Source organism: Streptomyces sp. NPDC002092 (assembly GCF_053593775.1).
In genome coordinates this window covers 83,571-103,390 of the sequence record NZ_JBSFDG010000018.1, presented here as the reverse complement: position 1 = coordinate 103,390, position 19,820 = coordinate 83,571, and the positions used below count along the sequence as shown (strand labels likewise).

Below are 19,820 nucleotides of genomic sequence, written 5' to 3'. Positions count from 1 at the left end.
TTCCTGGTGGGGGTCAGTTGGGGGTGGCGAGCAGCTGCGGCGCGTCGGCGTCCGTGCCGTCGCCCGTGCGGAAGTACGGCGACCTGCGCACCCACTTGGCCCATGCGGCCGCCACGAAGCCCGATGCGATCATCGCCAGAGGAGTCAGGAGCAGGAACTATCCGTTGTCCGCGCGGAGTTCGAGATGGTCGGTGGAGGAGTAGAAGGACCAGCCGAGACAGCCGCCGAGTCCGAGCAGCGCCACGGCGCTCAGCGCGGGCAGCACGACCGCCCGTACACCCTGGCGCCAGTCCTCATGCAGCAGCGAGCGGAAGCGGGCGGCCGCCGCGAGGGCTGTGAGCGCGTACGACAGGGCGACCACGATGCCCACGGCGCTCACCGTCGCCATGATCATGTCCGCGAGCCGCGGTATGACCAGGGCAAGGGCCGCGATCGCCGTCGCGAGGGCGCCGATCAGCAGCGTCCCGGCTGCCGGAGTCCCGTACCGGAAGCTGACCTTGGACCACACCGGCCCGAGGGTACGGTCCCGGCTCATCGCGAACATCGCCCGGGCCGTCGGAATCACACCGGCCTGCAGCGAGGCGACCGCCGAGAACATCAGCGCCACCAGGGGGAGCGCGGCCAGCGGCCGGGAGGCCAGCCGGTCCCCGAAGAACGCAAGGCCCTGGGCGCCGTGCCCGGCCAACTCCGGCTCGGACAGGACCCGTTGGAAGGCCACCGAGCCGATCAGGAAGAGCGTCAGCATGGTGACCAGGGTGATGATCCCGGCGCGGGAGGCGTCGCGCGGGTCGCGCACCTCCTCGTTCACACTGAAGGCGGCCTCGAAGCCCCAGTAGCAGAACACCGACAGCAGCAGTCCTTGGGCGAGCGCCGACGCCGACGGGATGGCGAACGGGTCGAACCAGCTCAGGCTGAAGGCATGCGTCCCGTGGACGATGCCGTATCCGCAGAACCCGAGCAGGACGAGGTACTCGAAGACCAGCAGCCCGGTCTGCAGCCGCGCCGCCGTCCGGATGCCGGTGACGGCGGTGAGCGTGACGGCGACCAGGACCACGATGCCGACCGCGGTCGTCTGCACCGTCGAACCCGGGTCCAGGGCGAGCCCGGCCACCCTGTGCAGCCCGGCCTCCCCGGCGAGCTGGATCAGCGCCGACCCGGTCACCGCGGTGGTGTACGCGAGGAACGCCAGCGTGGCCACGATGTTCACCCAGCCGACCATGAAGCCCAGCCACGGGCTGAGCGAACGGCCCACCCACACATAGCCGTTGCCCGCGTTCGGCTCCACCCGGTTCAGCCGGGAGAAGGCGCCCGCGATGCCGAGGACCGGCAGGAACGCCAGCAGCATGATCGCCGGGAGATGCAGGCCCACCACGCCCGCCGTGACGCCCAGGCCGATGCCGATGCTGGTGGTGGCGGCCGTGCTGGACGCGGCGATGGCGATGCCGTCGAGCACGCCGAGCGACTTGCGCAGCGCGGGCCTCGCTGGTGGGGCTGCACCGAAGGGCTGGTCGGACATGGCCGGTCTCCGCTCGCACCTGGGGGCCCGGTCGGCCCCGGTGAACGCACATGAAACTGCCCGGGGACTTAACAGGTCAACGGTGTTGTCATAAGGTGCGGGCACCGGCCCAGGGAGGCAGTCCATGAGCGAGCGCGTCGTCCCGCCCACCGCCCGGCAGCGCAGACGACCCACCAAGCAGGGCGTCGTCCTCTCCGAGGAACTGATCGTCGCCACAGCCCTCAGACTGATCGAGGAACACGGCGCGGAGGCCCTGTCCGTCCGCCGCCTCGGCCGCGCCCTCGGCGCCGACCCGAGCTCGCTGTACCGCTACTTCCGGCACACCGACGACCTGATGCTCGCCCTCGCCGACGAACTCATCGGCCGTACCCTGCGCAGCTGGCGGCCCAACGGCGACTGGCAGGCCGACCTGCGCGACCTCGGTCTGCGCATGCACGCGAGCGCCCTCGCCCATCCGCAGGCGGCCGTCCTGAGCTCGTACCGGGTGACCGGGCGGGCGTACGAGATCCAGGCCGTCGAGACCATCCTCGGCGTGCTGCGCGACGCCGGCTTCCCGGACGCCGAGGCCGTGCGGATCTATCACGCCTTCGTCGACCAGTCCCTCGCCTTCGGCGCCCTCGACTCGGCGAGCACGGCGCTGCCGAAGACCGCCCAGGAGGCGGAGGCGGCCGTGTGGCGGGCCACCTACGCCCGGCTGCCCGCCGACACGCACCCGCACATCGCCGCGACTGCCCGCCACCTCGTGGCCGACATGCCCCGCAGCTCCTATCCGGCCGCCCTGGACCTGCTGTTGTCCGCTGCGGCGGCACGGCTGGCGGAGATCCGGGCACGGCCACGCGGGGCAGGGGAGCGGACGGCCGCCGACTGAATCCGCCGGACCGGGATATCCGTGAGGTACAGGGCCGCGGGGCACGAAGTCCCGCGCCCCGGACCGTTCGGAGGAGACATGCCACTGGTGGAAGCGGGTTATCTGGTGCTCGACTGCCTCGAGCCCGAGAAGCTCGCCGTGTTCTACAAGGAGCTGCTGGCGGCCGAGGAGACGGACGCGACCGCCAACCGCGTGGAGATCAGGAGCGCCGACGGCACCCGGCTGGCCTTTCGCCGCGACGTGAACGCGACGCCGCCCAGCTGGCCGCGCCCGGAGAACTCCCTCCAGGTCCATCTGGACTTCATGGTGGAGGACCTGGACGCGGTGGAGCGAAAGGTGATCGAACTCGGCGGACGCCCCCTGGACACGAAGGACGCGTCCGGGCCCTTCGAGGAACGCGGCTACGCCGACCCGGCAGGCCACTCCTTCACCCTGCGCCGCACCACACCGACCGCGCCCAAGCAGGGCTGAGACGGGCCTGTACGGCGGATCAGCCCGGCCTCACGGCCCTTTGCGGGGCACGGGAGCCCCCCGTCTGATCCGCCCCGGCAGGTTCCTGCCGGTGTCAGTCCCGCCCGCCCTGGTCGTCGGCCGGCCAGACGCCGGTCGAGCGCTCGATGGCCTTCGCCCCCGTGCGGTCCACCGCACTGCGCACCACGGCGAACAGGGCGCCCTGGACGGCCGCGGCGAGCAGGATCTCTCCCCAGCCGCGGTCCCGGTCGAGAGCGTCGGGCGCATCCTCCTCGTGCCGCAGCGCCATCCACGTCTTGCGGAAGGCGAGGGAGGCGATCGCACCGCTGGCCCATCCCATGGCGAACCCCAGGGGCTTGTAGGCGAGGGGCAGCTTCATTTTCCTCTTCTTCGTCTTTGCCACGTCTGTCTCCTTCGTCGGTCAGGGCCGGCCCGGCGCGGCAATCTCCTCGTCCGCCGGGACGGGCCCCGGCGGCGTCCCGTCGCCGAACGGCCGGCCGCCCAGCTCCTCGCGGTGATGGGGCGTCAGCCACCCGGACAGGTCCGGCCCGAGGGGCACGATCCGGGTCGGGTTGATGCCGGTGTGCACCTGGTAGTAGTGCCGTTTGATGTGGTCGAAGTCGACGGTGTCACCGAAGCCGGGCGTCTGGTAGAGGTCGCGGGCGTACGCCCACAGGACCGGGTCCTCCGCGAGCTTGAAGCGGTTGCACTTGAAGTGGCCGTGGTAGACGGCGTCGAAACGCACCAGGGTGGTGAACAGCCGGATGTCGGCCTCGGTGATCGTGTCGCCGACCAGATAACGCTGCCGCTCAAGCCGCTGCGTCAGCAGCTCCAGCCGTCGGAAGACACCGGCGCACGCGGCCTCGTACTCCTCCTGGTCCGTGGCGAAACCCGCCCGGTACACACCGTTGTTGACGTCCTCGTAGACGTCCGCCATCACCGAGTCGATCTCGTCGCGCAGGGCGTACGGGTAAAGGTCCGGCGCCCCCTCGCGGTGCAGGGCCCGCCACTCGGTGGCCAGGTCCAGGGTGAGCTGCTGGTAGTCGTTGGTGACCAGTTTCCCGCTGGGGATGTCGACGATCGCGGGCACGCTCACGCCACCCGGGTAGCCGGCCTCCCGCCGGCCGTAGGCCTCGCTGAGGAAGCGGATGCCGAGGACCGGGTCGCGGCCGTCCGGGTCCAGGGAGAAGCGCCAGCTGCGGTCGTCCTGGATCGGGTCCGCGATGCCCAGGGACAGGGCATCCTCCAGGCCGAGCAGCCGGCGTGAGACCAGCGCCCGGCTCGCCCATGGACACGCACGGCTGGCCACCAGCCGGTAGCGACCCGCCTCGACGGGCCATCCGTCCCGGCCGTCCGCCGTGATCCGGTCCGTGAAGTGGCTCTTGGCCCGCTTGAACGCCGTCTGCCCGTAGCTGCTGTTGCCCCCGCCGCCCATGGTTCCTCCCTGCGTTGCCTGTCCCCCTGATAACCGGTTCCCGGTGTCTGATGACCGGGTTCCCCACATTCCCTCAATTCCCCCGAATTCCGCGCGCGCGGTGTGAGCCGCCCCGAGCGGGGCAGTCGGCGAAGGTGAGCGGGACATCCTCGACATCCTCGGACGGCAAGGCGGACCACAGGACACACGTCACGGTGCTGGTGGCGCTCGCCGCCAATCTGCTGATCGCGGTGGCCAAGGCCGCCGGCGGCCTGATCGCCGGATCACCGGCGCTGCTGTCGGAGGCGGCGCACTCGGTGGCCGACAGTTTCAACGAGGTCTTCCTGTTGGCGGCGCTGCGCCGCAGCCGCCGCCCGGCCGACAAGCGGCATCCCTTCGGCTATGGCAAGGAACGGTTCTTCTGGTCGCTCCTGGCAGCCGTCGGGATCTTCGTCATGGGCGGCTGCTTCTCCTTCTTCCAGGGCGCCGAGGCCCTCAAGAACGGGGCCGAGGAGAAACTGAGCGGTTATGTCGCGGGCCTGATCGTGCTGGGCGTCGCCTTCGTCGCGGAGGGCGTCTCACTGGCGCGGGCCCTGCACCAGGTGCGCCGCCAGGGCGGCACACAGCCCTTGCGTGACCCGGCGTTGCGCACGGTGGTCGCCGAGGACGGCACGGCGGTGCTCGGTGTGACGCTGGCCGCCGCGGGCATGGCGCTGCACATGGTCACCGGGCAGGTGGTGTGGGAGGCCTCCGCCTCGCTGGCGATCGGCGCACTGCTCGTCTTCGTCGCCTACCGCCTGGGCCGCGAGGCCCGCGACCAGCTGATCGGGGAGTCCGCCGACCCGCGCACAGCGGCCCGGATCCGGTCCCTGCTGGAGGCGCAGCCGGAGATCGACAGCGTGGAGGCGCTGTTCACGATGAAGACGGGTCTCGACACGGTCCTCGTGGCCGCCCGCGTCGACCTGGTGCCCGGCCTGGACAGCGAACAGGTCGAGGAGGTCGCCGTGCGGATCAAGCGGTCCCTCGCGAACACCGTGCCCGAGGCCGCCGAGATCTTCCTGGACATCACCGACCGGCCGGCCGATGAGGCACGAGAAAGCCCCGCCGCGACGGGGGAACGCGGCGGGGCCTGACGCACGCGTGCCCGGCGCCACCCGGTTCATGCGTCCTCTGACGAAGATTTTTTTCCGGCCCGGTTCAGCCGCCGCTCGGGCGGCTGTGGGAGCACCCGGTTCCGGGAGAGCCGGACCCGGCCCGCATCAGTGCTCCCCGTCGACCGGCTCCAGCACGAACACCGGGATCTCCCGGTCCGTCTTCTTCTGGTAGTCGGCATACGGCGGATACGCCGCCACGGCACGCTCCCACCACTCGGCCTTCTCCGCGCCGGTGACCTCGCGGGCCGTCATGTCCTGCTTCTCGGGCCCGTCCTGGAGTTCCACACGGGGATCGCCCTTGACGTTGTGGTACCAGACCGGGTGCTTGGGCGCGCCGCCCTGCGAGGCGACCAGGGCGTAGCGGCCCTTGTGCTCGACGCGCATCAGAGGCGTCTTGCGGATCTTGCCGCTCTTCGCACCCCGGGTCGTGACCAGGACGACGGGCAGGCCGGTGTCAAGGAGCGTCGTCCCCTTCGTGCCGCCGGAGCTCTCGTACAGCTCCACCTGCTCGCGTACCCATCGCTCCGGGCTGGGTTCGTACTCGCCCTCAAGAGGCATGTCATCCGTCCCATCGTCGAGTTGTGTGGCTGACTGGCACCGCTTCAACACCGGTGCACGCAAGATTCATCCATACCGCACTGCCCTTTGGGGGCGTGATCACGCCACTCGTCAGCGGACCGGTCACCGGCCGACCCCGCAGCGGCTCCGGACATGGCCGGATTGTGGGGGCGGCCACCGCCGCCCCGGCCGGATTCAGATGCCCGAGCGAGCATCCCCGGCCAGAATGCCCTCACCACGCATCTGGCCGAACTTCACGTCGTCCCATAGATGCCCCGGGCATCTAATGAAGATCTGCACGACGCACTCTTCGTCTGCGAGGTCTTCCATGACGGAAACGGAACCCGTCGCGTTCCCCCAGGACCGGACCTGCCCCTACCACCCGCCCACCGCCTACGACCCGCTGCGCGCCACCCGCCCGCTGAGCCGGATCACGCTCTACGACGGCCGTCCGGCCTGGCTCGTCACCGGGCACGCCCTCGCCCGCGAACTGCTCTCCGACCAGCGCCTGTCGACCGACCGCACCCATCCCGACTTCCCGGCGCCCACCGAGCGGTTCGCCGCGGTGAGGAACCGGAGAGTGGCGCTGCTCGGCGTCGACGACCCGAAACACCGCACGCAGCGGCGGATGATGGTGCCCAGCTTCACTCTCAGGCGCGCCGTCGAACTGCGGCCGCAGATCCAGCGGATCGTGGACGAGCGGCTCGACGCGATGATCGCCCAGGGGCCGCCCGCCGAGCTGGTGAACGCCTTCGCGCTGCCCGTGCCGTCGATGGTGATCTGCGCGCTGCTCGGCGTCCCCTATGCCGACCACGAGTTCTTCGAGGGACAGTCACGCCGGCTGCTGCGCGGCCCCACGGTCGACGACGTGCAAGAGGCACGCAACCAACTGGACGCGTACTTCGAGGAGTTGATCGACAGCAAGCTGAAACAGCCGGAGCCCGGCGACGGCGTGCTGGACGAACTCGTCCACCGGCAGCTGCGCGAGGGAGTGCTCGACCGCCAGGAGGTCATCTCGTTCGCGACCATCCTGCTGGTCGCCGGCCACGAGACGACCGCCAACATGATCTCCTTGGGCACCTTCACCCTCCTCCAGCACCCGGAGCAGCTGGCCGAGTTGCGCGGCGACCCGGAACTCCTGCCCGGCGCCGTGGAGGAGCTGATGCGCATGCTGTCGATCGCCGACGGCCTGCTGCGCCGGGCCACCGAGGACATCGAGGCCGGTGGCACGACGATCCGGGCGGGCGACGGCGTGGTCTTCGCGACCTCGGTCATCAACCGCGACCAGGACGTCTACCCCGCCCCCGACACCCTCGACTGGCACCGCTCCGCCCGCCACCACGTCGCCTTCGGCTTCGGCATCCACCAGTGCCTGGGCCAGAACCTGGCCCGCGCCGAGCTGGAGATCGCCCTGCACACCCTCTTCGACCGGCTGCCCACGCTGCGCCTGGCCGCCCCGGCCGACGAGATTCCCTTCAAACCCGGCGACACGATCCAGGGGATGCTGGAACTCCCCGTGACCTGGTAAGAGGCTCAAGGCCATGCACACCGACACGCACATCGAGATCGACAAGGACGTCTGTATCGGCGCGGGCCAGTGCGCCCTGGCCGCCCCGGGCGTCTTCACCCAGGACGACGACGGATTCAGCACGCTGCTGCCGGGGCGGGAGGACGGCGGAGGGGACCCGATGGTGCGGGAGGCTGCCCGGGCCTGCCCGGTCGGCGCGATCACCGTGTCCGGGGGCTGACAGAACAGCGCTCAGCCCGCCCGCAGCAGCCGCCGTGCCGCCTCGCGCGCCTCCCGGGCGGGCTCCGTGCTCCGAACGATCCCGGCGGTGACCATGGCGCCCTCGGCCAGCAGGAACAGCTGCCCGGCCAGGGCGCCGGGCAGCCCCGCGTCCGCCACGAGCCCGGCGAGATACTCCCGGAACGCCCCTTTGTGTGCCCGCACCTGGGCCGCCACCCGGGCGGACGAGGCGCCCAGCTCGCCGTAGGAATTGATCCACGCGCACCCGCGGAAGCCGTCCTCGCCGAACCACAGCTCCAGCCAGTCGAAGACCGCCAGGATCCGCTCCTCGGGCCCCTCCTGCTGCTCGACGAAGTCGGCCAGGCGACCGCGCCAGCGCACGTCGCGCCGCTCCAGGTACGCCTCCACCAGCTGCTCCTTTGCCGGGAACAGCTGGTAGAGCCGCTTGAGCGAGACGCCGGAGGCGCCGCGGATGTCGTCCATGCCGACGGACTGGATGCCCCGTCCGTAGAACAGCTCCTCCGCGGCGTCCAGCGCCTGCTCGCGGGCGACTGCACTGTCCATGACGGCCATGCGGCGTACGACCTCCCCTTGATGTGCCCGCTTGACGCGAGAACGAGCGTTCTCCTACGGTAGCAGCCCGGTGGAGAACGCTCGTTCTCCGCTGCTGTACGGCCTTCGAGGAGGAACTCATGCCGGACGACCGCCCGCCTCTGCCCCCCTTCACCCGCGAAACCGCGGCGCAGAAGGTCCAGGCCGCCGAGGACGCCTGGAACACCCGCGACCCGCACAAGGTGGCACTCGCCTACTCGGAGGACTCGGTGTGGCGCAACCGCGACACCTTCGTCACCGGGCGGGCCGAGATCGTAGAGCTCCTGACCGCGAAGTGGGAGCGCGAGCTGGACTACGCGCTGCGCAAGGACCTGTGGGCCTTCGACGGCAACCGCATCGCGGTCCGCTTCCAGTACGAGTCCCACGACGCCGACGGCCAGTGGTGGCGCTCCTACGGCAACGAGCTGTGGGAGTTCGACGAGCACGGCCTGATGACCCGGCGCGAGGCCGGCATCAACGACGTGCCCATCGAGGAGAAGCAGCGCCGCATCCACGGCCCGCGGCCCGAGGCCGAACGGGGACGGTCCTTCCCGCTCGCCTAGCGATCCCGGTGAGTAGGGTTTCGCGGATGACCGAACAGGCCGAGAAGCCCTTCCTCTACGTCGTCGTGTGCGCCGCCGGGATCGCCGCGGACGTCAGCAAGCTGATCACCGCCGCGCAGGAGCGGGACTGGGAGGTCGGCGTCATCGCCACACCGGTCGCCATGAACGGCTTCTTCGACACCGCCGCCGTCCAGGCGCAGACCGGCCGCCCCATACGGTCCGCCTGGCGCACCCCCGGCGAGCCGCGCCCCTTCCCGCCACCGGACGCCGTCGTGGTCGCGCCCGCCACCTTCAACACCGTCAACAAGTGGGCGGCCGGGCTCGCCGACACCCTCGCGGTGGCCACCCTGTGCGAGGCCTATGGCCTGGGCGTCCCTGTCGCCGTACTCCCGTGCGTGGCCGACGCGCTGGCCGCCCATCCCGCCTACCGGGACAGCCTGGTACGGCTGCGCGGGATGGGCGTCCGGTTCGGCGAGCCGTACTCCGGCGAGCCGGAAGAGGACGGCGCGCGAGGGGAGTTCGGCTGGGAAGGGGCGCTGGATCTGGTCGAACGGCGGTGACGGGTCAGGCGCAGCGGACCGTCGGACCCGCCAGCATGCCCCCGGTGTACAGCGCCTGCCCCTGCGGCATCCAGTAGCCCAGCTTGGAGACGACCGTCGAGCAGGCGGACCCCACCGAGACGCGAACCACGACCGTGGCCGGATGACCCGGCTGCAGGTCGGTGAGGGCGCAGTCGAGGGCGTACGCATTCCTGGTCGTGGCGGGGTAGCGGCCGGTCAGCGGATTGACACAGCGGACGTCCGACGTGGACAGCCGCACCCCCGAACCCTCCTCCCCGATCAGCCCGAACCGCGCGCTGCCGTCCCCCTGTTCGCTGTCACGGTGGATCCGGTACGTCAGCGTGGTCGCCGCGCCGCGCTGCAGCGTGGTCCGGTCGACCTCGATGCGGTGCGTGGCCTGCGGCTTGGGTGCGGTCAGGGTCAGCGTGGCGTGGACGGTGCCGTGCAGGTTCAGTCCGGCGGGCGACGACTTCACGCGGACGTCGGCCGTCACGTCGTACGTGCCCGGGCCGGGATACTCGCCGCCTCCGGGAAGCCTCCCGGAGGCGGCCGTCACGCCGTCCTTGCGTGCGGTCCAGGTGCCCGAGGTCAGACAGGCGCGGTCGTCGTCGTCCTCTCCCGGACCGGTGCAGGTCGCCGGGGCCGACATCGCCATCGTCGGGGTGCCGCTGCCCGCGCACAGGCTGACCACGGCACGCTGCCCGTTCGCGCCCCGCAGGACGCCCGCGGGTGCGCACAGCGTCGACGGTTCCGGCGGGGGACTGGGACTGCTCCATGCGGGCGAGACCAGCATGAGGGGAAGAGCGAGGGTCTGCGCCGCCGTTCCCATCAGGAGCTTCGGCTTCGTCTTCGTCGCACCTGTCGGCATCGGGTTCCTCCCGGGGGCCACGACCGGCCGGGCGCCGGTCACCTGCGCCGAGGATGCGCGAGCGCGCCGACCGCGAGGCGGCTCCCACGCCGGGCGGTCACCTGCGGGCAGCAACGGCAGGTGCCCCGGTCGTCCGGGGGCGTGCTGCTTGGAGCGCGGGCGAGGCCGTACGCTCCCCTTCGTACCCATCCCGAAGGCAGGAGCAGCAACGATGCAGTACGTGAAGCTCGGTTCGACGGGCCTGGACGTGTCGCGGGTCTGTCTCGGCTGTATGACCTACGGCCTGCCCGACCGCGGCGTGCACGAGTGGACGCTCGACGAGGAGGCCTCGCGTCCGCTGATCCGGCAGGCGCTGGAGGCCGGCATCAACTTCTTCGACACGGCCAACGTCTACTCCGACGGCACCAGCGAGGAGATCGTCGGCAAGGCGCTGCGCGATTTCGCCCACCGCGACGACATCGTCCTCGCCACCAAGGTGCACGGCCGGATGCGCCCCGGGCCCAACGGCGCCGGCCTGTCCCGCAAGGCGATCATGACGGAGATCGACCACAGCCTGAGCCGGCTCGGCACCGACTACGTCGACCTGTACCAGATCCACCGCTTCGACCCGCACACCCCGGTCGAGGAGACCATGGAGGCCCTGCACGACCTGGTGAAGGCCGGCAAGGTGCGCTACATCGGGGCGAGTTCGATGTTCGCCTGGCAGTTCTCCAAGATGCAGTACACGGCCGAACGGAACGGCTGGACCAAGTTCGTGTCCATGCAGAACCACTACAACCTCCTCTACCGCGAGGAGGAGCGCGAGATGCTGCCGCTCTGCGCCGACCAGGGCGTCGGCGTCCTGCCATGGAGCCCGCTCGCCCGCGGCCGCCTCACCCGGGACTGGGGCACGGTGACGGAGCGCAGCGCGGGCGACGACTTCGGCAGCCGTCTCTACCCGGAGGGCGACCGCACCATCGTCGAGGCCGTCACCCGCATCGCCGACGACCGCGCCGTCCCGCGCGCCCAGGTCGCCCTCGCCTGGCTGCTGCGGCAGGACACGGTGGCGGCCCCGATCGTCGGCGCCGCCAAGCCGCACCACATCGAGGACGCCGTGGCCGCCGTCGAACTCGAGCTCAGCGACAAGGAGATCGAGGAGCTGGAGGCCCCCTACTCGCCGCACCCCGTCGTCGGTCACAGCTGACCAAGCGCTCCGCCGGCTGTGCCGATGTGCGGCGTCGCCGCGGGCTCGCGATGCCGTCGATCGTCTGCGGCACCATCGTGGCTGGTCGCGCCCACGCGGCGGAGCCGCAAGTCGATACAGCCCCGCGCCCCTTCAGGGCGCGGCCGAACGGCAGCGGACTTCTACCGTCCTGCTCAGTGGGGCCCGTGCGGTGCGAACTCCGTGCCGCACGGGCCCGCGCCCTCGCTCTCCGCCAGGACCACTCGCTCGCCGTCCATCGACAGGGTGCGGTAGTAGGGACCGATGCGCTCCGCCGACCGCCCCACGTAGTGGCCGATGAACGACCGGCGGAAGCGGTCGGTGGTCCCGTTGGGCTGCGAGCCGTGCACCAGGCTGCCGTTGAAGAACAGGACGTCCCCCGGCGCCATGTCGACCGGCACGGTCGCAAGGCCCGGTGGCGGGGCAACGTACTCCCGCGCGAACGACACCTCGACGTCCGCCTCCTCCGGACAGAACAGGCCCATGCGGTGCGTACCGGGGACGACCTCCAGACCGCCGTTGTCGCGGCCGATCACGTCACAGGCCACCCACGCCGCCACACAGGTGCCCGGCTCCACCCGCAGATAGAAGTTGTCCTGGTGCAGTGCCTGCCCCCGTGCGCCCGGCGGCTTGAAGTAGAACATGCTCTGGGCCGCCAGGACCTCCTCGCCGAGCAGCGCCTCCAGCGCCCTGCGCAGCCGGGCGTCGAGCAGCATGCGCAGCGCCGTCTCGCTGATCTCGTGCGGGTGCATCACCCTCGGACAGGCCGCCAGCGGATCCTCGGACACGCGGGGCTCGAAGTGCCCGGGCACCGGCCCGGCCGCGTGCAGCGCCGCGAACTCCGCACAGATCCGGTCGATCTCGTCCGACCCGAACAGTCCGCGTACGACCGTGAACCCGTCCTCCTGGAACTGCCTCAGCCCGTCCTGGGTGAGGATGGAGGCGCCGACGGCGCCCATGTCCATGGCTGTCATGTGTCCGCTCCCTCGATCGGGTGTCCTCGGCCCATCACGCTAGGTCGCCGTGCGCTTCAGGAGGATGCCCGTGAACGCTGACGGATTGCCCGGGACTGCTGCGCCCGGCGATCCCGCCCCGCCGCCGGGCCTCGTCGTGGTCGGCCGCTACGACCGGTTGGAGGGCTACGGCGTCAACCGGCCGCGCGGCGCGGACAGCTGGCTGTTCACCTGGACCACGGGCGGTCGCGGCCGGCTGCGCCAGGGCGCGGCCGAGGCACGGGCCGGTGCGGGCGACCTGGTGGTGCTCGCCCCGGGCGTCGGGCACGAGTACGCGGTCGAACCCGGCTCCCACAGCTGGCAGTTCTGGTGGGTGCACTGCCAGGCACGGCCGTCCTGGGCGCCGTGGCTGCGGCCGTACGACACCGGCGACGGACTGTTCGTCGTCACGCCGACCCCGGCCGCCCTGCACGACCGGGTCGACGCGGCCTTCCGCCGGATGCACGCCGACGCCCGCTGGACCGGCAGTGGGTCACCGCCCGCCGCCGCGCCGGACGACCGGGTCGCCGTGGCGCACGGCACCGCGGCCCGCGAGCTCGCCCTGTCCTGCCTGGAGGAGATCGTCCTGCTCACCGCCGCCACCGCGCGCACCCCGGCGCCGCCGCCCGGCGTCGACGGCCGGGTCCGCCGCGCCGAGGCGCTGATCGCCGCCGACCCGGGGGCCCCGCACACGGTGCACTCGCTCGCCGAAAGCGTCTCCCTCTCGCCCTCCCGGTTCGCCCACCTGTTCACCCGGCAACTGGGCCAGTCCCCGATGCGGGCCCTGCGCGAGGCCCGGCTGCGGCATGCCGCCCGGCTCCTGGAGAGCACCGACCTGTCCGTGGACCGGGTGGCTGCCGCCTCGGGCTTCGCCAGCCCCTTCCACTTCAACCGGGTCTTCCGCACACGCTACGGAGTGCCGCCCGGCGTCTACCGAAGAGGCGGCTCAATGGTTGAGACGTGAACCGCGGCACTCCGTCCGGCCCGTGGGACGGGCGGTGGAACGCCTGCTCAATGGTTGCGGAGCGACTGGTGCGCCGACCAGCTGAATCCCATTTCCCATTGCCGTGCCGACAGGCTTGACCGTTCGTCAAATCTCGCCGGCGGGCCCGCGCGGCAGAAATCCGCTGGATCTCTTGTTAGGCCTCCCTGACCTGTGCAAAGGTGTGCCCTGTCGGCGCACGGACAATACATTTTCCGGCTGTGTGCACGAGGCCGCTCCCGTTCGACCTATGCTCCAAAAGAGCTTCCCCAGGTGGGCATTGGAGCTGCCGAATCCTGTACCCATACCTGCTGGTATGGACTTTATGACGCATGCCCCCGAGAGGAATGCAGCCGTGAAAGACGCGGGCCTGTCGAATTCCCCCACGCCCGACCGCCGGTTCTTCGTGACGGACGAACAGCTGAGCGCAGAACTGAAGAAGTGGACGGGGACGACACCCGCGCTGCAGCCCGTCGGCGAACTTCTCGACCGGCACTGGGAAGCGGCGTTCGCCTATGCCCGGCTGTGCACCGACGGTGCCGCTTCGGCGGGAATGCTCACGACCGCCGCATTCACGCGGCTCTTCGGTGAAACCCTGCGGCAGAACGGACCGACCTCCGCCTGGCGGCCCCAACTCCTGGTCACCGTCCGCCGGATCGCCGCGGAGTGGGACAACGACCACCGGCGCGAACACCTCCACCCGGAGCTGTCCCCCGAGGGCGAAGACCGCGTCGCGGCCCGGCTGCTCCCGCCGTCCGACCGCCGCCTGCTGTCCGGGGCCTTCCAGCGGCTGCCCCAGTCGGCCCGCTGCCTGCTGTGGCATGTCGAGGTCGAGGCGGAAGCGCTGGGGATACCCGCCGGCCTGCTGGGCATCGAGGAGCAGGACGCAGCCGTCGAACTGGAGCGGGCCCGTGAACGGCTGCGTGAGGAGTGCCTCCAGGTCCATCGCGAACTCGCCCCCGAGCAGGAGTGCCGGCGCTATCTGCGGATGCTGGACGTGACCTACCGGCGCGGCGGAGTCGACATCGACCCCGACCTCAACGCCCACCTGGCCGGCTGCAGGCACTGCCGCCACACCGCCGACCAGCTGGCGCAGTTCAACGAGGGGCTCGGCCTCGCGCTGGCCGAGGCGGTGCTCGGCTGGGGCGCGCGGGCCTATGTGGAGTCCCGGGTGGCCTCGCTGACCGAGGAGTCCGGCGCCCTGCCCCCGGAGACCCCCCTCCCGCCGATCCCCGGCGAGCCCTTCACCCCGTCTCCTCGCGAGTCCGGTACCGCCCCCCGCCCCGGTGGCCGTTCCGCCGCCCGGCGTGCCGCCCACAAGGCCGCCCGGCACGCCGCCGCCCGCCGCCGCAATCTCGCCGTGGCCGTCCTGACGGTCAGCGGACTGGTCGTCCTCCCGCTGGTCCTGTGGTCCGTCCTCGGCTCCGGCGACGGCACCACCAAGGCCGACGGCGACCACCCCTCCGAGACCCCCGGCAGCGGCACGGGCACACCGTCCGCGGGGCCCTCCTGGGCCCGCACCGGCACGGGCTCCCAGGGCACCATGCGCGGCAAGCTGCACAACGCCGACTCCGGGCTGTGCGTCGCCGTCGTCGGCAAGAAGACCGTCAAGGGAGCCGAGACCGAACTCGCCGACTGCTCCTCGCCGTCCGTCCAGCAGTGGACGTACGAGACCGACGGCCGTCTGCGCAGTGCCACGGACCCCGCCCTGTGCCTGGACTCCCACCTCGGCTACTCGGTGCAGCTCGCCCCGTGCACGGGCGCCTCCGAGCCGGGTGCCAAGAACATCCGCTACGACTTCACCCTGCAGGGCACCCTGGTGCCGCGCTGGAACCAGGACCTGGCGCTGACCCCCGCGGCCACCGACGGCTCGGGCGCCCTGGTCGTCAAGACCCGCGACGACGGCACCGCCCAGCGCTGGGTGTTCGACACGTCCAAGGCCGACCTGCAGATGCAGGTGGTCAACTGGGACGCCGACAACAGCCCCTCGCCGACGCCGAAGGCCACCCCCAAGGCCGCGAGGACCCCGAGCCCCACACCCACGCCGTCGGCCGCTCCGACGACCGCGCGGCCGACGCCGACGAGCCCCCACTCCACGAATCCGTACTGCTACTACAACCCGTCCTACTGCGGATGGGGCGGCTACGGCTCGGGCTCCGGATACGGCAACGGTTACGGATACGGCGGTGGCGGCCACCGCTGACCGCCAGGCTCAGCCGGCCACCTGCAGCGACAGCCACAGCGCCGCCACGGCCGCGACGAGCGCGGCCGGAGTGGCGAGCAGACCGAGCCGGGTGAACTCGCCGAGCTGCACCTCCTGGCCGTGCCGCTGCACGATGCGCCGCCACAGCAACGTCGCCAGCGATCCCGCGTACGTCAGGTTCGGGCCGATGTTCACCCCGAGCAGCACCGCCAGCACCGCGCCGGGCCCACCGGCGGCGGTCAGCGGCAGCAGGACCAGCACCGCGGGCAGATTGTTGATCAGGTTCGCCAGTACGGCGGCCAGTGCGGCGATGCCGAGCAGCGCGAGCAGCCCCGTGCCGCCGGGCAGCACATGGCCGAGGGCGTCGGCGAGCCCGTTGTCGACCACCGCCCGCACCACGATGCCGAGCGCGAGGACGAACGCCAGGAACGCCGGGGACGAGGCCCGCACCACCGACAGCGGGGTCGCCCTGCGCCGTACGAGCGCGCGGCCGGCCAGCACCAGCGCGCCCGCCGCGGCCACCCAGGCCGGGTCGACTCCGACCGCGGAGGCCACGACGAATCCGCCCAGCGTGCACCCCACGGTGACCAGCGCGAACAGCGGCAGCGCGGGCGTCTCACCGGGTTCGCGGGAGTGCACGGACGCGGCCAGGTCCTCGTCGAAGAACCGCCGGAGAACCAGGTACTCGGCGCCGATCGCGACCAGCCACGGCAGCGCCATCAGCGCCGCGAACCGGGTGAAGCTCAGCCCGCTCGCCTCGAAGGCCAGCAGGTTGGTGAGATTGGAGACGGGCAGCAGCAGCGAGGCCGTGTTGGACAGGTGGGCGCACGCGTAGAGATGCGGTCTGGCCCGCACGCCGGCCCGGGCGGCGGTGGCGAGCACCACCGGAGTCAGCAGCACCACCGTGGCGTCCAGGCTGAGCACGGCCGTGATCGCCGACGCCAGCACGAAGACCGCCGCGAGCAGCCGCCCGGGAGAGCCGGCCGCCCGCCGGGCCATCCACGCCCCGCACGCCTGGAACAGCCCCTCCACGTCACAGAAGTGGGCCAGCACCAGCACGGCGGCGAGGAAGCCGACGACGGGCCCGAGGCTTGCGGCCTCCGCCCGGGCGTGGTCCAGGGAGATCGCGCCGGTGGCGATCACGATCCCCGCGGCCGGGACCGCCAGCACGGCCTCCGGCAGGCCCTTCGGGCGCAGTACCGCCCAGGCGAGGACCGCGACGAGCAGGGCGGCGGAGAGTATTTCGGCGAGCGCGGTGTTCAGGGCAGGGTCCTTCAGGCGGATCAGGGCGGGAGCCTCAATGAAAACAGGTCACAGTAAGAGATCCGCCGGGGCCCCCGCCCGCTCAGGGACCGGTGCCCGGGCTGAGCACCGTCAGGAACACGGAGGAGGCGTTGCCGGAGACGGGGACCGGGCCGCCCTTCCACGTCACCGTGAGATGGTCCCGCTCGTTGGGCGGCGTCACCAGCAGCGAGGCGGGGGTGGCCGCATGGGCGCCGCTGACCTCCGGGTTGGAGAAGGTCAGCCCGGCCCAGGCGCTCTTGCCCGGCGCCAGCGTCACCGTCGTGGGACTGCCCGAGGAGCGCTTCGGGTCCGGGCCCAGCTGTCGGCCGGACGCGTCCACGAACGCGGCACCCGGATAGCCGCGCACCGTGCAGGTGCGGGAAGAGGCGTTGGTCAGGACGACCGGGAAGTTCTCCTGTCCGGCACCGGGGTCGTTCTGCCCGACGGTCGCCCGCAGCTCCGAGGTGTGGCAACGGCCTCCCGTACTGCCGGCCGGCGTGGACTGCGCCGCCGACGCGGTCAGGGTGGCCGTGCCGGGAGCGGTGCTCGCCGTGGAGGCGGACGCGCTCGCCGGGTCGGTGCTGTGGCGGCCGCCGGTGGCGGGCGCGGCCGTACCGGGCAGCGTCGTCGGAGCGCTCGCCGTGCCGCCGTTGCCGCTGCTGCCGCAGGCCGTCAGCAGACCGAGCACCGCGACCGCACTCGCGAGCAGGGCCGCCCGGTGGACGGAGGGGGACTTCTTCGCCATGTGCCTCAACACTCCCGGTGATTCCTCGAACACGTCGTGGCGTGTACGTACGGCGCTCCGTGCCCCGTCATGCAGGTCCGATGCATGCCGGGGCGAAAAAGTTCGCGCGCGGCCCGAGTGTTCCGCATCAGCTTCCGATGCGTACGGCGGCCAGGATGCGGTCGGTCGCCGCCGCTCGGCCACTTTGTCGGATCTGTACGTACACCCGAGTCTGCGCGCTGCCGGCCGCCGGGGCGAGCGCGGCCTCCGTGACCGACCCGCCGCCCGGGCAGCCGTCCCAGGTGCGGACCCTGCCGTGCCACACGGTGCCGGTGTAGGCGCGGGCGCCGTCGTAGTGGCAGCCGGGGTGGGTGAGGGCGTTCACCGCGGCCGTGAGGTCGCCGTGCTCGCTCAGGCCCACCAGCACGCCGTTGACCTCGGCCGTCAGGTCCTGCCACGCGGTCAGGCGGTCCGCGACGGCGAACCCCGGCTCATGGCCCGAAGGCAGGCCGAGCGCCCGCGGATCCCATCCGGAGTCGCGCACCTGCCGGTCCCAGCCGCGGGGAACCTCGGCCATGACCCGGCCGGTCGTGTCCGAGACCCGCACATCCGTGGTGGCCGGGGCCTGCCGGTCGACCAGCGCCAGCGCCACACCGACGGCCGCGACCACGGCCACGGCACCCGTAAGGGTGAGCGCCGTCCGGTGTCTTCGGGGCCGGTGACCGGAGGCGGCGAGCCGTTCCAGCTCCTGTGCGAAGGCCTCGGCATCGGGCCAGCGGCGGCTGCGGTCCGGTGCCAGCGCCCGCATCAGGGCCCGCCGGACCGCAGGAGCCAGATCCGGACGCAGCCGGTCGGGCCGTACGACCCTGCCCGGCTCACCCGGAACGGTGCCGGTGACCAGGTGGTAGGCGACCGCGCCCAGGCTGTACACATCGGCCCGGGCGTCGATGCCGATGCCGGCTTCGGCCTGCTCGGGCGGCCGGTATCCCGCCGAACCGGCGGCCTGCGTGAGCCCGGACGCCTCCGCCAGACTCTTGGCGAGCCCCAGGTCGGCCAGCAGCACCCGCGACCCGCCGTCGGGGGAGGAGCACAGCAGCACATTGCTCGGCTTGATGTCCCGGTGCACGATCCCCGCCGCATGCAGCGCCGCCGCACCACGGGCGGCCAGCGCCGTCAGCCGCAGCGCCTCCGCCACCGGCAGCGAACCGCCGGCCAGGAGATCGGCGAGGGTGCCGCCGTCGGCGTACTCCATCACGAAGTACGGCCTGCCGTCGGGCAGTTCACCGATGTCGTAGACCTGCACCACCCGGTCCGAACCCGCCCGCCGCAGCATCCGCGCCTCGGCCAGGAACCGCTCGCGCACATCGAGCCGGTGGGACCAGTTGTCGGCGAGGACCTTGACCGCCACCGGCGCGTCGAGCTCGTCGTCATGGGCCAGCCAGACCGTGCCGAACGCACCCGTGCCCAGGCGCCGTTCGAGGCGGTAGCGCCCGATCCGCTCGACGGAATGCATACGACTATCATGCCTGGACGTGGATCGTTCCCGAGGAGAGCCCCAGGTCGCGCCCACCGAGGACCTGGCCCGCAGCGCAGCGGCGGGCGACCCGGCGGCGCTGGAGGGGCTGCTCCGGGCGATAGGGCCCGAGGTCGTCCGGCGCTGCGGCCGTTTCCTGCCCTGCCGCGAGGACGCCGAGGAGGCCGCGCAGGACGTCCTGCTCCAGGTCGCCCGGAAGATCTCCACCTTCCAGGGCCGCAGCCGCTTCAGCACCTGGCTCTACACGGTCGTCGCCAACTGCTGCCGCCAGAAGTACCGCGAACTCAAGCGCCGCTCGGCCGAACAACCGGCCCCCATCGACGCGGGCCGGCTCACCGACCCCCGCACGACCAGCGTCATCGCCGGCTCCCGCCTCGACCTGCTGGAGGCCCTGGACCGCCTGGAGCGCGAGCACCCCCAGCTCGTCGACCCCCTGGTCTACCGAGACATCTGCCGGCTCGACTACGCCGAGGCAGCCGAGCGCACAGGCATCCCCCTGGGCACCTTCAAGTCCCGTCTCCACGAGGCCCGCAAACAAATAAGACCTTGGCTGCTGGAAGCGCCCTGATCAGGAGCGCCCCAAAGGGGCG

The 19,820-nt window shown here is 71.9% G+C and carries 20 protein-coding genes and 1 pseudogene; 11 read left to right on the top strand and 10 right to left on the bottom strand.

The genetic code is table 11. The features are described from left to right. Positions 1-13: 13 nt before the first annotated feature. Positions 14-1,516, bottom strand: a pseudogene (locus tag ACWCRD_RS35010) (APC family permease). A 124-nt stretch (positions 1,517-1,640) separates the two neighbouring features. Between ACWCRD_RS35010 and ACWCRD_RS35005 the strand changes: the two are divergent. Together ACWCRD_RS35005 and ACWCRD_RS35000 are read left to right on the top strand one after the other, a co-directional pair. Beyond that, entirely contained in the window at positions 1,641-2,384 is a 744-nt protein-coding gene (locus ACWCRD_RS35005; protein ID WP_450969749.1) for a TetR/AcrR family transcriptional regulator, read from the top strand. A 78-nt stretch (positions 2,385-2,462) separates the two neighbouring features. Beyond that, complete coding sequence (locus ACWCRD_RS35000; RefSeq protein WP_450969748.1) at positions 2,463-2,855, top strand: VOC family protein; 393 nt, start codon at positions 2,463-2,465, stop codon at positions 2,853-2,855. Positions 2,856-2,949: 94 nt separating this feature from the next. Here ACWCRD_RS35000 and ACWCRD_RS34995 read toward each other — a convergent pair whose 3' ends face one another. After that, entirely contained in the window at positions 2,950-3,234 is a 285-nt protein-coding gene (locus ACWCRD_RS34995; RefSeq protein WP_344401654.1) for a DUF4235 domain-containing protein, read from the bottom strand. 42 nt (positions 3,235-3,276) lie between these two features. Continuing rightward, positions 3,277-4,290 carry a glutathione S-transferase family protein gene (locus tag ACWCRD_RS34990; protein ID WP_450969747.1) on the bottom strand — a complete coding sequence of 338 codons (1,014 nt, stop codon included), beginning with the start codon at positions 4,288-4,290 and terminating at the stop codon, positions 3,277-3,279. A gap of 50 nt (positions 4,291-4,340) precedes the next feature. Between ACWCRD_RS34990 and ACWCRD_RS34985 the strand changes: the two genes are divergently transcribed. Next, positions 4,341-5,402, top strand: a complete 1,062-nt coding sequence (locus tag ACWCRD_RS34985; RefSeq protein ID WP_450969746.1) for a cation diffusion facilitator family transporter — start codon at positions 4,341-4,343, stop codon at positions 5,400-5,402. A gap of 126 nt (positions 5,403-5,528) precedes the next feature. Here the strand turns inward: ACWCRD_RS34985 and ACWCRD_RS34980 are convergent, their stop codons facing one another. Then, the gene (locus ACWCRD_RS34980) at positions 5,529-5,981 is read right to left on the bottom strand and encodes a nitroreductase family deazaflavin-dependent oxidoreductase (protein ID WP_450969745.1); all 453 of its coding nucleotides are present in this window, start codon (positions 5,979-5,981) and stop codon (positions 5,529-5,531) included. Positions 5,982-6,309: 328 nt separating this feature from the next. On the opposite strand from ACWCRD_RS34980, the gene ACWCRD_RS34975 reads away from it, so the two are divergent. Next, positions 6,310-7,509, top strand: coding sequence for a cytochrome P450 (locus ACWCRD_RS34975; RefSeq protein WP_450969744.1), 1,200 nt, complete (start codon positions 6,310-6,312; stop codon positions 7,507-7,509). A 13-nt stretch (positions 7,510-7,522) separates the two neighbouring features. Further along, the gene (locus ACWCRD_RS34970; protein ID WP_344401312.1) at positions 7,523-7,729 is read left to right on the top strand and encodes a ferredoxin; all 207 of its coding nucleotides are present in this window, start codon (positions 7,523-7,525) and stop codon (positions 7,727-7,729) included. A gap of 11 nt (positions 7,730-7,740) precedes the next feature. Here the strand turns inward: ACWCRD_RS34970 and ACWCRD_RS34965 are convergent, their stop codons facing one another. Then, positions 7,741-8,292 carry a TetR/AcrR family transcriptional regulator gene (locus tag ACWCRD_RS34965; protein WP_450969743.1) on the bottom strand — a complete coding sequence of 184 codons (552 nt, stop codon included), beginning with the start codon at positions 8,290-8,292 and terminating at the stop codon, positions 7,741-7,743. A gap of 128 nt (positions 8,293-8,420) precedes the next feature. Between ACWCRD_RS34965 and ACWCRD_RS34960 the strand changes: the two genes are divergently transcribed. Both ACWCRD_RS34960 and ACWCRD_RS34955 read left to right on the top strand, forming a co-directional pair. Beyond that, a complete protein-coding gene (locus ACWCRD_RS34960) occupies positions 8,421-8,882 on the top strand; it encodes a nuclear transport factor 2 family protein (protein WP_450969742.1) in 462 nt (153 codons plus the stop codon). Between the two features lie 26 nt (positions 8,883-8,908). Further along, entirely contained in the window at positions 8,909-9,442 is a 534-nt protein-coding gene (locus ACWCRD_RS34955; protein ID WP_450969741.1) for a flavoprotein, read from the top strand. Between the two features lie 4 nt (positions 9,443-9,446). Here ACWCRD_RS34955 and ACWCRD_RS34950 read toward each other — a convergent pair whose 3' ends face one another. After that, on the bottom strand, positions 9,447-10,310 hold the full coding sequence (locus tag ACWCRD_RS34950) for a hypothetical protein (RefSeq protein ID WP_450969740.1): 864 nt from the start codon (positions 10,308-10,310) through the stop codon (positions 9,447-9,449). 211 nt (positions 10,311-10,521) lie between these two features. On the opposite strand from ACWCRD_RS34950, the gene ACWCRD_RS34945 reads away from it, so the two are divergent. Beyond that, a complete protein-coding gene (locus ACWCRD_RS34945) occupies positions 10,522-11,493 on the top strand; it encodes an aldo/keto reductase (RefSeq protein WP_450969739.1) in 972 nt (323 codons plus the stop codon). Positions 11,494-11,666: 173 nt separating this feature from the next. On the opposite strand, the gene ACWCRD_RS34940 is transcribed toward ACWCRD_RS34945, so the two are convergent. Then, positions 11,667-12,485, bottom strand: coding sequence for a phytanoyl-CoA dioxygenase family protein (locus ACWCRD_RS34940; protein WP_450969738.1), 819 nt, complete (start codon positions 12,483-12,485; stop codon positions 11,667-11,669). A 64-nt stretch (positions 12,486-12,549) separates the two neighbouring features. Here ACWCRD_RS34940 and ACWCRD_RS34935 point away from each other — a divergent pair, with 64 nt between their 5' ends. Together ACWCRD_RS34935 and ACWCRD_RS34930 are read left to right on the top strand one after the other, a co-directional pair. Beyond that, positions 12,550-13,467, top strand: a complete 918-nt coding sequence (locus tag ACWCRD_RS34935; protein ID WP_450969737.1) for a helix-turn-helix domain-containing protein — start codon at positions 12,550-12,552, stop codon at positions 13,465-13,467. A gap of 373 nt (positions 13,468-13,840) precedes the next feature. After that, positions 13,841-15,688, top strand: a complete 1,848-nt coding sequence (locus tag ACWCRD_RS34930; protein WP_450969736.1) for a ricin-type beta-trefoil lectin domain protein — start codon at positions 13,841-13,843, stop codon at positions 15,686-15,688. 9 nt (positions 15,689-15,697) lie between these two features. Here the strand turns inward: ACWCRD_RS34930 and ACWCRD_RS34925 are convergent, their stop codons facing one another. From ACWCRD_RS34925 to ACWCRD_RS34915, 3 genes are all read right to left on the bottom strand, one after another. After that, positions 15,698-16,951 (bottom strand): SLC13 family permease, encoded by a 1,254-nt coding sequence (locus ACWCRD_RS34925; RefSeq protein WP_450969826.1) that lies wholly within the window; start codon positions 16,949-16,951, stop codon positions 15,698-15,700. An 82-nt stretch (positions 16,952-17,033) separates the two neighbouring features. Beyond that, on the bottom strand, positions 17,034-17,717 hold the full coding sequence (locus tag ACWCRD_RS34920; RefSeq protein ID WP_450969735.1) for a DUF4232 domain-containing protein: 684 nt from the start codon (positions 17,715-17,717) through the stop codon (positions 17,034-17,036). 127 nt (positions 17,718-17,844) lie between these two features. Then, positions 17,845-19,209, bottom strand: coding sequence for a serine/threonine-protein kinase (locus ACWCRD_RS34915; protein WP_450969734.1), 1,365 nt, complete (start codon positions 19,207-19,209; stop codon positions 17,845-17,847). A 19-nt stretch (positions 19,210-19,228) separates the two neighbouring features. Here ACWCRD_RS34915 and ACWCRD_RS34910 point away from each other — a divergent pair, with 19 nt between their 5' ends. After that, positions 19,229-19,798, top strand: a complete 570-nt coding sequence (locus ACWCRD_RS34910) for an RNA polymerase sigma factor (protein WP_450969733.1) — start codon at positions 19,229-19,231, stop codon at positions 19,796-19,798. Positions 19,799-19,820 lie beyond the last annotated feature (22 nt).